Here is a 12,693-nt window from a genome sequence, read left to right on the forward strand (position 1 = left end):
TGGGAGGCAGCAGGACTGGTAGATATGAGTAAGATACAAAGTCATAAGGAGTTGAATGTTTGGAAGAATGCGATGGATGCGGCTATGGCAATATTTCAGATTACAAAAGGTTTTCCTGCTGAAGAGAAATATGGTTTAGTAGATCAAATCCGGCGATCTTCTCGCTCCGTCGCCGCCAATTTGTCGGAAGCATGGAAAAAAAGGCGTTACGAAGCGGCTTTCATTAGCAAATTGAATGATGCCGAAAGTGAAGCCGCAGAGACGCAAACATGGATTGAGTTAAGTCAGCGTTGTAAGTATATCGAATTTGAAAAAGCCAATGAACTGGATAATATGTACGAACAAATCATTGGGCAGATCGTCGTAATGATGAGAAATTCAAAAGACTGGATTCTTTGATCTCCAAAAGAAAATAACCAATGAAAATAGTACTAATCTCAAAGTCTCAAAGTCTCAAAGTCTCAAAGTCTCAAAGTCCCAAAGTCTCACAGATCGCGCGGGGATTGCCGGGAGACCATGCGGCTGACAGGTTGTTTTTTGGGTCCCAGGCCGGAAACGCTTTTTTCGATTTTCACTTGTTTTTCAAAGTGAAAACCCTTCTCGCGCAGTTGTTCGCCGTAAGTATTGAAAATGGCTTCTTCGAATTCCATGAGTTTATGCAGCTGGCTCATGCACGTTTGCAGCTTTTGATCGAAGGAGATCAAGCGTTCGCCGAGCGCTTGGATTTCTTTACGGTATTCCGCGAGATTGGGGGGAATTTCTTTACGTCCGGGAGAGGAGGGCAAATCGCCGGTATAGATGACGGAGCGAGTTTGTTGAAGAATAGTGTTTGTTATCTCCGGTTCGGCGTCTTTAAAAATTTGGGCGACTCGTTTTAAGGCGTTTTCGGAATGCTTGCGCCCGGAATCGAGCAATTCTTTTTTCAGGCGCAGGGCTTTTTCCCGGTGGCGGGCCAATTCCAATTGCCATTGCGCCAGTTCGAGCATATCCGGCGCCAAGGCGCGTTGGGCGATGCGGATTTTCGATTGCATGTGATCCGCCAAAGTGGCTTTGGCCTGGTTGAGTTTATCTTGGATATCGTAGAAATCCAGCGAATCCGGCGAAGAACTTTGTAGGGATTCCTCCAATTTTTTTACAAGCATTTGGAGTTTGAAAGCGAGAATGTAATCAGGATGCTTCTTTTTCTTATCCGCAATCTGTTTTTCCAGCGCCGCCGATTCCTTGGCGAATTTCGTTCCGGGATCGAGGTAGTCCGAAAGGACGGGGATGGCGTTCTGCAATTCCCGGCTGGCGGTTCCGCGCTCGCGGGTAAGATCGGCGATTAAATGCAGGCATTCCGACAAGTCATTGCGCAGAGGCTGGAGGTGCAATTCGATGTCGAAAGCCAATTCGGTCTCTAGATTGCGCAGGCAGTCGCGAGCCTTTTGCGAGGAGAGCATGATCTCCAACTTCTCGTACGACTTCGAGATTTCTTTATCCGACATCAGTTCGATGCGATTGCTTGCCATCCCATCTATCCTTTTGCAACCAGCGGCGTCACCTGCTCTCGCCGGGATAATTTTAGTATAACTCCTCCACGAAATATGGCATAATAATAAGGCGAAAAGAAGCGATTGGGAAGAAAAGATTCGCCTTAACCAGCGTAGAAATAGGATTAAAGTTGATTTACAGTAAGCCATGTTACGCAGTCCGTACTCTTGCGCTATCAGAAATATAGTACAAAAGAGGCAAGGTTCGAAAACCGCGAAATTTCTTCTCCCAGCCTTGAAAGGCTGGGCTATTGTCAAATGCCCCTTTAAAGGGGCAAACGGCAATAGCCCGCCGTTTCAACGGCGGGTTTAGAAAGGGATGCTTTTTTCGTGTTTTTCTTTTTCATTTCGCGTTTTCGCAATTCAATCCACGAGGGTAAGAGATTCAATTAATTTTTCATAACGCGTAACATGAGTTGCTGTAAGCCAGTCGTGGAACACGGTTGCGCATCTTTTTTCGGGGAGAAAAGATCATGAAAAAGAGATTCGATAAAATGTTCGCTGCCCGACTCGCATTGACGATAGGTTTTTTCCTATCTACATCGTATTCCGCTGCGCCGAACGACGCAGAACTCGCCAAGCATCTGATGACGATGGCGAACTTGCCGCGAGGCGTTTGTACGGTTTTGGGAAGCGAAGATGGCGGAGCGAGTTTGGAAATCGCCCGCATTGAGGGGTGCTTCGTTCACGTTCTCGAACCGCGCGCCTCCGAAATCGCCGGTCTGCAAAACCGGTTGGACGTGGATGGATTATATGGAAAGAGGATTATTGCCGAGCGATGCGATCTTCGGGCATTGCCCTATGCTGATAATACCGTCGATCTGATTTTGACCGCTCATTTATCCAGCCGCATGTTGAAGACGCTTTCTCCTAGCGAGATTTTACGCGCGCTGCGTCCGGAAGGATGCGCGATATTGGGTAATCTCTCCAGCGAGCAAAAGAATCTCGATGCGCCCACAGCGCAGCAGATCAAGGAGTGGCTGGAAAAGGGCGGCGCCGCCAAGGGGGAATTCAAAGAAGACAAGTACGGACGTTGGACGAAGATCGTCAAGCCCAAACCGGAGGGCGTCGACGACTGGCGGCATTGGGAAAAGGAACCTGACAACAATCCCGTATCCAACGATCAAGTCATCAAAGCGCCCTACATGACGCAGTGGCTGGGCAAACCCTATTACATCGCCATGCCCGCCGTTACGACTACGGCGGGCGGGCGGCTCTTCATCGCGATGGGACACATCGCCCATCATGTGCGGGAGGAGCCATGGCTGAATACGGTGCTGGCGCAAAACGCTTATAACGGAACCATTCTTTGGCAGCGCAAACTGCCCGACGGCTATCTCGCCCACCGCTCCGCCTTTATCGCTACGGAAGACGTTTTTTACATGATCGATATGGATGGGAACGGCTGCTTATTGCTAGATCCGCAGACGGGGGAAGAAAAAGGCCAGATCGATATTCCCGAATTGAAAGGGGAATGGAAATGGATGGCGATGCAAGGCGGCCGGTTGTACGTCCTGGCGGGCGAAAAGAAGGACCCGTCAGAAACCACCATCGTCCGCAGTAACTACACGCATTGGAGTTGGAATGAGTTAAGCCAAGGGTATTACCAAAAGCGCATTCCTTGGGGATTTGGTCGCATGATCGCCGCCTACGATCTCAAGGAGCGCAAAACGCTATGGACGCATGGAGAAGATGCGGACATCGATTCCCGCGCGATGGCGATGGGCGGAAACAGTGTTTATTACTATTGCCCCGATGCGAAACTCTGTTGCCTCGATGCGCAAACAGGCGCCGTCAAATGGACGAATCCAGATAACAAAGTTCGCGAACTGATCGAAGAGCCGGGGCAGGGATTGGTTTCCACGCCCGGATTCCGCACCATGTGCTTTTGCGTCTATACGCCCAAAGCCTTGTTCTTCGAAGCCCAGACGCGTATGAACATCGTCGCCGTTTCGCTGGAGGATGGGCATTTTTTGTGGACGCGCAAGAAAACCTCCAATAATCCCAACATGATTTATATTGACGATAAATTAATCGTGGGCTTGGGCGAGGAAGGCAATTCGTTGCAGATCGATCCTGTTAGCGGATTCATCGAGAAAGACCTGGGATTCAAGAAACGCTCCTGCGCCCGGCTGACGGCGTCGCCAGATTCGTTTTTCTGCCGCGGATGGTTCGAGGGAGTAACCCGTTTCGACCGCGCCAGCGGCAAGATTCAGTTCAACGGAGCTTTCCGCCCCTCGTGCAACGACGGCATTATTCCCGCCAATGGCATGCTCTATTTAGGGCCGTGGGCTTGCGATTGCAACCTATCGCTGATGGGCCGCGTGGTTTTGTGTTCGGCGGGCGATTTCAATTTCGATATCAAAACAAACGAGAAAGAACGCCTTGAAATCGGCGAAGGGAAAGTCCGCCAGATTAAGCCCTTTGCGACGGCGGAAATGGATTGGTTGACCTATCGCGGAAGCAACGCGCGCAGCGCCACCACGAAAGTCGCAATCTCCGCCAATGCCCAAAAATTATGGCGTTATAAACCTGAAACCGAGATTCTAGCCACGGCGCCAGTCGCCGCCAATGGGCTGATTTTCTATGGCGGCGATGACGGCAAAGTGCGCGCCGTCGACGCCGCTAGCGGCGCGTTGAAATGGCATTACAAGACGGCCGGCCCCATCCTGCATCCTCCCGCCGTCTGGGACGGACGCGTTTATGCGGGATCGGGCGATGGCTATATTTACGCGCTGGAGGCGGCGACGGGGCGGCTGTTGTGGCGTTTCCGCGCCGCGCCGGTGGAGCGGAGAATTATGGTTTATGGTTCGCTTTGCTCCACCTGGCCGGTTAACAGCGGCGTTTATGTAAAAGACGGAGTGGTCTACGCCGCCGCCGGGATTATCGATTACGACGGCACCTACTTGTATGCGCTCGACGCCGTTACGGGAAAACTGATTTGGGAAAACCATTCTTCCGGCCATTTGAACGAAGAATTGCGCAAAGGCGTTTCCGCGCAAGGAATGCTCGCATCCGCCAATGGACGCTTATGGATGCCGGGCGGTAATGTGGTATCGCCCGCCGTTTACAATATGAAGACGGGCGAATACGAGGGCGACCAACCCCTCGACGGTTCGCCCCAAAGCAACCGGGGCGAGGAGATCGGCGTATTTCTCGACAAATATATTCTGCTGGGAGGCAGGCTGCGTTTTTCCGCTACGGAGAACGTCGTCGATCCCGGCGAGTTCGCAGCGTTCGCCGTGGACGGCGAAATAAAAGGAAATAAAGGCGTAAATTTGAACGCGGGAAAAATTCCTCCCGCCTGGAACGAAGAAATCGTGGTTTATGTCAACGGAATGAATACGCCGCCGCAGTGCATGAAGACAAGCGACGTGGAGCAGTATTTCCAACAAGGAGACCGTCGCAGCCGTCCCCCGGCGCAATGGACCGCTGAGGCCTTGAAAAGCGGCGATACCGTCGCCTTGGCGATTGCGGACAATGCGATTCTCGCCGTCTGCAGGATGCCGCAGTCCCGCTCCCTGTATCCCCGTTGGCAAGTATTCGCGCTGAATCCCAACGATGGATCGCCGATATGGAACCGCGATCTCAACGGTGAAGCGCTGCCCAATAGTCTGGCAATTGACCGCGATGGGCGGATCGTCATTGCGATGGCGGACGGAAGCCTGGAATGCTTCGGCGGCGAAGCGGCTTTCAAAGCCCATATCCAAAACATTCTCAAACAAGCAGAGAATAAAGAGATTGGAAAAGACGAAGCCGTCGAATTGCTCAACAAGGATTTGAAATCGACGCGAGACCAACAGACGCGGGATTTCATTATTTCCAATATGGAAAAACTCGGCTATCGCTTCGGCGACAAGGCGCAGCAAAACGGCTATCTCATCCATTGGAAAATTCTTGGCCCAACGCCTTGGGACGAGAGCGACAATCCCGTCGATAAAGTTTTTATCGGCGAACCGAACGTCGACGTCGAAAAAGCTGTTGAGGCGAATGGCCGCAAAATGGATTGGAAAGACTACGTTTCGGGAAGCGATGTCGGAGAAGTCGATCTCGCCAATATGCTGGGAGATTTTACCAACGCCGCCGCTTACGCTTACGGCGAATTCGAACTGAAAAAGGCGCAGGAATTGAGATTGAAACTCGGCAGCAACGACGGCTACAAATGCTGGTTCAATGGAGAAGAAGCGGGACGCTTCGATGGGGGGCGGATTTATATTCCCGATAAGGACTCTTTGGACGTCAAAGGCCGCATGGGCGTCAACCGGATACTTTTGAAAATAACGCAAATGGGCGGCGGTTGGGGCTTTGGCGCGCGAGTGACGGATCGGGACGACAAACCGATCGACCTGCGGAAATGAATCATGCTCCGATATGGCCATGCAGTAACGATTTTTATTTTTCTCTTCAGCCGCGCCGTTCCAGCGTGCGATAAGATGACCGTGCGCGACGCCGCCTTCCGCGAAGAGCGCGATATGCATCGGCTATGCCTCATCGCCAAACCGGACGATCCACAGGCGGAGGCGATGGCGAAACGGTTGGATGCCTGGTTCGGAACGGCGGCGAGCGATTTCAATGCGAAATATTTGCGCGTAGATATCGGCGATCCTAAAATTCAATGGCGGGATTATGGGCTGCCTTCGGCTCCGCCTTCCGCGCCGGTCGCAGTGCTCGCGGGATTCCATGCGCTGGAACGCCAAGCCTTTTTCATCGACCATTGGGAGCCGGAACCTGGCGATGAAGACCTGGATATTCTAACGGATTCGCCCGCGCGCCAGCGCCTGCGCCAGGAACTTCCTCGGAGAATCGCCGTATTGCTGTATATCCCCAGCGCAGAGGGAGAAAACCCCGCTGCGGCGCGCGCCATTGAGGAAACTGCCGCCTATTGGAATCGCCGGGAGACGGCGGGTATGGTGATATTGCGCGTGAGTCGCGCCGACAAGCGTGAGCGTTTGTTGCTGGCTTTCGTAGGCGTTAAAGAAAACGGCGCGGATTGGGCGGCGCTGGCGTTCGGACGGGGCAAATTGATGCCGCCCATGCAAGGCGGCGAAATCGCCAAAGGGCGAATGGACGAACAGATTCTAGTGTTGTTGGGCGACTGTACCTGCCTTCGTTCGCCCTCCAGCCTGGGCGTCGATATTCCCATGCTTTGGGATGCGGCAATTGACGACGGCGTCATCGCCTTGCGCGCAGACAATTTAGCCAGCGCTTTCGCCAGCGCAAGTGGCTCGTGGAACGCCATTACATCCACGATCGCCGCTTTGATCGCCTTCTTTCTGATCGCCGCCATCGCGGGCGGCGCGATTTTATGGAGAAGAATCCCGGCGTAACAACAAATGATGAATGATGAATGATGAATGATGAATGATGAATGATGAATATCGTACACTCAAAGAGTTTTGCGGGTGCGGTGCTCATCACTAGATTATCCTATTTTTCATTTTAGTGATTATCCACGCCGCCAAAAAAGATAAACATGTTATTGTTAACATGATGAATTCTATCCTTCCTGTAAATTTCCATATTTGGAGCGCTGTAGTGTAGGCTCAAAGCGCTGTGGGTGGGCTCAAAGCGAAGCGTAGCCCACCACCATTATTGCTGTATATCTCTATCTCTATCTCTATCTCTCATCTTAGCGATCGCCCATGCTGCGAGATAAAAAAATCCGGGAACCGTCATCATGGGAAAGGCCCATCCTTTTGGGAATCTTCCGCTTTGGGAGTAATGAAGCAGATAGAAGAGAGAGAATCCGAAGACTGACATCAATCCCCCAGCCAGTTCCATGAACCAGCCGACGATATAACCGAACCATGTCGTCAACAAACACATCATATGCACGGTGTGATAAACATTCCGGCTGAAAGGATTGAAGCCGCCCTCGCCGATGAAAATCAACATGAATAACGCAAACAAGGCGAGTCCCAATACTCTTCCAATCCACGCCAGAATAAGGATGAGATAATCCGCCGCTGTTTTTTTATCCCTTAATGGCAAACGAGGCCGCAGGATGGGTTTGATCATCCGCCAAAACGCCATCGATCCTTCCACGAAGCCTGCGCGAGAAAAATAGACATAGGCGATTAATATCATTCCCCCGGCGAATCCAGCGGCGTAGCTGGCCGAGTGCGCCCATAAATCCGTCATAAAAGCGATTTGCTTCTCTTGAGGAATACGGGAGGCCATATGATGTGGGAGAAAGGCTATGCCGTTTCTCGCCAGAATATAGCCGATGACTCCAGCCAATAACGCCGCCAGACCCGCCGACAACATAAGAATCGCCATAGGACGAATTAGAGAAGACGCAGAACGTTTCGGCCATGCGCCGGCGCGGGCGGCGTACGCCAAGGGAACGCCGAGCAATAGGCCCACCCACCACGAAGCGATGACGCCCCAGCCCAGGCCGATCAGCGTAGGGGAATCGGTATGAAATACGGGGGGATGGCCGATGGTGAAATATTCAATGCAGATGCGCGCCGTGATTTGATCGTGAAGAACGCCGTAGATCACGGAGGATGTTATAGCCAGCAAAATAATATAGAAGGCTTGCATTGCCGGACGTCTCCTTTATTCATTCGTCTTCTTTTGTGATTCTATTGTAAAGCGGCGATTTCCGTTTCTTGGACAATAGATGGATTGTGGCGGCTGAGAGACGACGTTTCCGGATTCCATCCTTGGATATGCCATTGGCGGATGCGGCCATAATAGGCGAGGTTGAGCGCCGCCGCGTAAAGAGAGCCGATCAACGCTCGCGGCCTGTTTGCGGCGCGAGCCAAACGCCGGGCGATGCGCCAGGGGCGATAGAATTCGCGCGTGACCCAATCGTGCCCCGCTTGCAGCGCTTCGGCGGACATGCCTTTCGGCTGAAATACGACGTGATGGAAATCGTAATGGGACCAATTGCGATCGACGATTCGATCCGCCATGGTTTGGTATTGCATTGTTCCCGGCAGCGGCGTGAAGATCGACGCCTGGATCAAATCCACTTCCAACTCGTCCAGCAGCGAGAGCGTTCGGGAAAAAACGCCGGGACCGTCGCCGTCGAATCCGAAGACGATCCCCGCTTCCACGCCGATGCCGTGGGCATGGAGCGTGCGGATGGCTTCCCGATATCGTCCGGCTTGATGGCAGTTTTTTCCAACGCCATCCAAATTCTTTTCGGAAAAGCTTTCCAAACCCGCGAAAACGCCGACGCATCCCGCTTCCGCCGCCATGAGAACCAACTCCGAGTCTTCCGCCAATGCCAGCGTCGATTGCGTAATCCAATATTTCTTCAATGGCGTAAGCCCGCGAAAAAGCGCCGCTGCATATTCTCGATCCGCCGTAAGATTGTCATCCACGAAGAGGAGATAAGAAGATGGCGCCGCCGCCGCTTCGGCGAGGACGTCCGCGACGGGACGCCGCCGTTGAATGCCTCCGTGAAAGGCGGAGACGGCGCAGAATGCGCAATGGTGGGGGCAGCCGCGCGCCGCTTGGATGGCGTAAGGCGCGGCGTACCGATTTTTTCGCAGCAGATGGAGAGGAGGCGGCTTTAAATGCTCCAAACTGGGCGGGGCGTCCAAACGGTTAATCTCTTGCAGGCGGCCGCGCCGCGCATCCTCGACCACTTTGGGCCAAACGCCTTCGGCTTCGCCCAAGACTACGGCGCTGGCGCAGCGTAACGCTTCCTGCGGGCGAAAGGTGGGATGCATTCCGCCTAGAACGACGGGAACGCCCTTCGCCCGAAAGGAAGCCGCGATTTCATACGCCCTGGGCGCCAGCGCCGTCATGCAGGTGATGCCCACTAAATCGGTCTCTTCTTCCCAGGGAATGTCCTCGATTTGTTCGTCGATCAGCCGCACCTCGTCTTCCGGCGGCGTCTCGGCGGCGACGCGCAATAGGCTGAGCATGGAAAAGCGGAACGTTTTGCCGTTGAACAACCGGCGGCGCCCCGTATGGCGCCATTGCCCGCTGGCGGGAGCGATAAGCCATATTTTCATGATGCGCCTCCTTAAGATTAGATATAAACAGAATAGTAATATATTATTTATTAATAAACAATATAACCGAAAAAATACGCCCCTTTCGCAAGGAGCGGGATTTTTTTCAGGATTTCTCTCCCGTTCTGATTTTTCCCCGGATCGATTCCATCGCCCGGCATACGCGTTTGCATTCCACGCCGGATAGTCCATCCATGATTTCGCCGACGCGCCGATAATAGGCTTCTTCCGACCGATCCAAAACGGCGCGGCCCTGTTTCGTCATTTGAACCCATTTCACGCGGCGGTCGTTGGAATCGCCTGTCCGTTTAACGCAGCCCGCTTGTTCCAGGCGGTCGATCAATCCGGTGATATTGGAGCGATTGACAAGAAGCATATCGCCAAGCGTCGTTTGGTTGAGAACGCCATCTTTCGCCTGATATTTTAAAAGCATGAGAACGTTGAATTGGGAATCCGTCAGACCGAATTCCTTCAATATCCGGTCCCCTTCCTTCGTCAACAGCGAGCCGGTGAAAACGATGTTGAGCACGGCTTCGTGAGGAAGATATTCGATCGGATTGATGCCCAGTTCCGTATGCAGGCTCATCATGGCGCTCCTTTATGATATATCAATATATTATTACCATATAAACAATCTGTCAAGCGGATTAACGGATTTTTTTGGAAAATGATCTAAAGGCGTAGTTCGCAAACCTGCGAAGGATAGCCTTCCGTTAAAAGACGGCCCCGTACGTCTTCCGCTTCCGTCCGGCAGCCATGGAGGCTGAAGAGATTCGATCCGGAACCGGTTAAAAGGGGCTTTGTTGGCGAGAGAGAGGCGAAAACGTCATTGGCTTGGCGGATGGCGGGATGCGCTGGAAAGAGAACCGCTTCGAAAGAATTGAAAAGATGGTTGGGAAGCGAATCCCTCTGGCCGCCGTTCAAGGATTGAATAAGAGCGGCGGGCTGGCTATGAGTCTTCGTTTCTGATCGATCCCAAAGCGCATAGGCTTCCTTGGTCGAGATATGAACGGAAGGGGAGCATAAAACGACGAATAGGGGGGACGTCATTAAGGAAATATGCGTAGAAATTTTTACGACTTTTTCTCCCTTCCCCCCCACATAACAGCAACCCTCTTTCAAAAAAAAGGGAACGTCGGCGCCGATGCCCGCCGCGATTTGCGTTAGTTTCTCGGGGGGGAGGCGCATATTCGTGAGAAGATTCATGGCTTGGAGTACAACGGCGGCGTCGCTGCTGCCGCCGCCCAAACCCGCGCCGTGAGGAATTCGCTTGTCAATATGGATGCATACGCCCGATTTGGTTCGCGTCTGTTCCAAAAAGCGGCTGGCGGCCTGGAAGGCGGTGTTTCGAGAATCGGTTGGAATCGAAGAATGGTTGCAGGTTAGTTCGATCGTTCGCTGAGGAATGAGCGTGCAGGTGATGAGGTCATGGAGCGATAGTTTGGCGTTCACCATGTCCAGCTGGTGATATCCGTCTTTTTGAATTCCCAGAATATCCAAATATAAATTGATTTTTGCATGGGCGCGTAACTGGATCGTATTCATTTGCCTTCCATTCTCGCAACGTCCATTCATGAAAAGAAAAAAGCGGATTGGGATATAACAAACCGATCGATGCAGTTAGTGGCATCATGATGGATGGCCTAAAGTCAAGAGAATCGATTCCGCCAAACGGAGATCTTCCGGCGCGGTGATTTTCATATTCAAGTACGATCCTTCCGCCATTTTAACCGCTCCCCTCGCCATCTCCAGCACTTCGCCGTCGTCCGTTGGGTAAGGAGGAGGCGAGCATTGGCGGTAGGCTTCTAAAATGATGGGATAAAGGAAAGTTTGAGGAGTTTGAGCCAGCCAGAATTTCGTTCGCTCGCGCGTGCGGATCACGGCGGCGTTCGCATCCGTTTCTTTGAGCGTATCTTTGAGAGGTACGCCGATCACGCAGCCGGGGGTTTCGTTTAGCTGTTCTAAAGAATCCAGAATAAATCGTTCTTGGATAAAAGGACGGGCTGCATCGTGGATCAGGACGGCGGCGGGAGCGGCGGAGGCGAAAAATTCCAAGCCGTTGCGGACGGAATCGAAGCGTTCGGCGCCGCCGGGGACGAATCCTCCTTTCGCTTTCGGGCAATAGTTTTCAATAAGGGAGGAGATTTCGACCCTGTCTTCTTGCCGGCCTACAATGGCGATTCGAGATATCCGCCCGCATTTCTGAAAGACTTCCAGGGAATAGGAAAGAACCGGCCTCCCCCCCAGGAGTTGGAGGACTTTATTTCTTCCGCCGCCCATGCGGGAACTTTTCCCCGCCGCCACGATGACGGCGGCGGCCTCTATGGCATCCGGTATCGGCGTTCTCATGGTATCGGCAATTCGCGCTTTGCGCGTTCGCAGAGTTCGTAGGCCGGAAAACGCGCCGGAAACGGCGGCCGCCATCGGCATTCGGGCAAATCCGCGCTTATTCGACGAAAATCGAAAAGATGGCGCGGATTCTACGGAAAAAGAGTAATGGCTTCGATTAAACCGTTAATAAAAAGAGGATAACGGCCCCAGCGGCGTCGGCCGGCCGGAGCCGTATATGGGTTGTCATGCGTAAGTCAGTTTTTTTCCATGGCGCTGACAAGACGCATTAATCGGGATTTGTTACGAGCGGCGTTGCGCGGATGAATGACATGTTTCTTCGCCGCCGTATCCAAGGCGGAAACAGCGGTAATGAGGCGCGTTTTGGCTTCTTCCGTTTTTTTCTCCGAAACGGCCAATCGCACCTTTTTGACCAATGTCCGCAGCCGCGATTTGGCGGAAACGTTTCTCGCCCGCCGTTTCGCGTCTTGCTTCAAACTTTTGGCTGTCGCTTTATGATTGGGCATGAACGATGGCTCCTGTGTATTTTTTGAATACTTTATTTTTTATCGATGCGTAAAGGCCAAGAGAGCGATATTGCGCGCTTGCTTGATGGAAATCGTCAACAAGCGTTGATGCTTGGCGCAGGTGCCGGTGATGCGCCGGGGAACGATCTTGCCCCTCTCCGTCAGGAACTCTCTTAACAAACGGTAATTTTTAAAATCGATATAAACGGTTTTTTGTTCGCAAAACCGGCATACTTTCTTGCGCGAGAAGCGTCGGCGTTGAAATTTCTTTTTGGGCGCCCCCGAAGTACGAGATTCTCGAGACTCTTTCATGGAATTTCTATCTCCTAAATTAGT

11 protein-coding genes are annotated in these 12,693 nt (G+C 52.6%); 3 read left to right on the top strand and 8 right to left on the bottom strand.

The window, feature by feature from the left end; all coding sequences use genetic code 11:
* Positions 1-24 precede the first annotated feature (24 nt).
* Complete coding sequence (locus tag AB1656_12030) at positions 25-399, top strand: four helix bundle protein (protein ID MEW6236106.1); 375 nt, start codon at positions 25-27, stop codon at positions 397-399.
* A gap of 86 nt (positions 400-485) precedes the next feature.
* Here AB1656_12030 and AB1656_12035 read toward each other — a convergent pair whose 3' ends face one another.
* Entirely contained in the window at positions 486-1,508 is a 1,023-nt protein-coding gene (locus AB1656_12035) for a hypothetical protein (protein MEW6236107.1), read from the bottom strand.
* A 494-nt stretch (positions 1,509-2,002) separates the two neighbouring features.
* Here AB1656_12035 and AB1656_12040 point away from each other — a divergent pair, with 494 nt between their 5' ends.
* Positions 2,003-5,887, top strand: coding sequence for a PQQ-binding-like beta-propeller repeat protein (locus AB1656_12040; GenBank protein MEW6236108.1), 3,885 nt, complete (start codon positions 2,003-2,005; stop codon positions 5,885-5,887).
* 3 nt (positions 5,888-5,890) lie between these two features.
* Complete coding sequence (locus AB1656_12045) at positions 5,891-6,856, top strand: hypothetical protein (protein MEW6236109.1); 966 nt, start codon at positions 5,891-5,893, stop codon at positions 6,854-6,856.
* Positions 6,857-7,118: 262 nt separating this feature from the next.
* On the opposite strand, the gene AB1656_12050 is transcribed toward AB1656_12045, so the two are convergent.
* The 7 genes from AB1656_12050 to rpsR all read right to left on the bottom strand — a co-directional run bounded on the left by AB1656_12050 (position 7,119) and on the right by rpsR (position 12,669).
* Positions 7,119-8,075: a hypothetical protein gene (locus tag AB1656_12050; protein MEW6236110.1), complete on the bottom strand. Its 957-nt coding sequence runs from the start codon at positions 8,073-8,075 to the stop codon at positions 7,119-7,121.
* A gap of 41 nt (positions 8,076-8,116) precedes the next feature.
* Positions 8,117-9,502 (bottom strand): radical SAM protein, encoded by a 1,386-nt coding sequence (locus AB1656_12055; protein ID MEW6236111.1) that lies wholly within the window; start codon positions 9,500-9,502, stop codon positions 8,117-8,119.
* A gap of 106 nt (positions 9,503-9,608) precedes the next feature.
* A complete protein-coding gene (locus AB1656_12060) occupies positions 9,609-10,091 on the bottom strand; it encodes a MarR family transcriptional regulator (protein MEW6236112.1) in 483 nt (160 codons plus the stop codon).
* 83 nt (positions 10,092-10,174) lie between these two features.
* Positions 10,175-11,047, bottom strand: a complete 873-nt coding sequence (ispE, locus tag AB1656_12065; protein MEW6236113.1) for a 4-(cytidine 5'-diphospho)-2-C-methyl-D-erythritol kinase — start codon at positions 11,045-11,047, stop codon at positions 10,175-10,177.
* 84 nt (positions 11,048-11,131) lie between these two features.
* Positions 11,132-11,932 carry a 2-C-methyl-D-erythritol 4-phosphate cytidylyltransferase gene (gene ispD / locus AB1656_12070; protein MEW6236114.1) on the bottom strand — a complete coding sequence of 267 codons (801 nt, stop codon included), beginning with the start codon at positions 11,930-11,932 and terminating at the stop codon, positions 11,132-11,134.
* 155 nt (positions 11,933-12,087) lie between these two features.
* Positions 12,088-12,357: a 30S ribosomal protein S20 gene (gene rpsT, locus AB1656_12075; GenBank protein ID MEW6236115.1), complete on the bottom strand. Its 270-nt coding sequence runs from the start codon at positions 12,355-12,357 to the stop codon at positions 12,088-12,090.
* Between the two features lie 39 nt (positions 12,358-12,396).
* A complete protein-coding gene (rpsR, locus tag AB1656_12080) occupies positions 12,397-12,669 on the bottom strand; it encodes a 30S ribosomal protein S18 (protein ID MEW6236116.1) in 273 nt (90 codons plus the stop codon).
* Positions 12,670-12,693: the final 24 nt, after the last annotated feature.

Source organism: Candidatus Omnitrophota bacterium (assembly GCA_040755155.1).
Taxonomy (GTDB): Bacteria; Hinthialibacterota; Hinthialibacteria; order Hinthialibacterales; family Hinthialibacteraceae; genus JBFMBP01.

Coding starts and splice junctions, on each gene's coding strand:
- AB1656_12030 (MEW6236106.1), top strand. CDS start 25: ATGAGTAAGATACAAAGTCATAAGGAGTTGAATGTTTGGAAGAATGCG.
- AB1656_12035 (MEW6236107.1), bottom strand. CDS start 1,508: ATGGCAAGCAATCGCATCGAACTGATGTCGGATAAAGAAATCTCGAAG.
- AB1656_12040 (MEW6236108.1), top strand. CDS start 2,003: ATGAAAAAGAGATTCGATAAAATGTTCGCTGCCCGACTCGCATTGACG.
- AB1656_12045 (MEW6236109.1), top strand. CDS start 5,891: ATGCTCCGATATGGCCATGCAGTAACGATTTTTATTTTTCTCTTCAGC.
- AB1656_12050 (MEW6236110.1), bottom strand. CDS start 8,075: ATGCAAGCCTTCTATATTATTTTGCTGGCTATAACATCCTCCGTGATC.
- AB1656_12055 (MEW6236111.1), bottom strand. CDS start 9,502: ATGAAAATATGGCTTATCGCTCCCGCCAGCGGGCAATGGCGCCATACG.
- AB1656_12060 (MEW6236112.1), bottom strand. CDS start 10,091: ATGATGAGCCTGCATACGGAACTGGGCATCAATCCGATCGAATATCTT.
- ispE (MEW6236113.1), bottom strand. CDS start 11,047: ATGAATACGATCCAGTTACGCGCCCATGCAAAAATCAATTTATATTTG.
- ispD (MEW6236114.1), bottom strand. CDS start 11,932: ATGCCGATGGCGGCCGCCGTTTCCGGCGCGTTTTCCGGCCTACGAACT.
- rpsT (MEW6236115.1), bottom strand. CDS start 12,357: ATGCCCAATCATAAAGCGACAGCCAAAAGTTTGAAGCAAGACGCGAAA.
- rpsR (MEW6236116.1), bottom strand. CDS start 12,669: ATGAAAGAGTCTCGAGAATCTCGTACTTCGGGGGCGCCCAAAAAGAAA.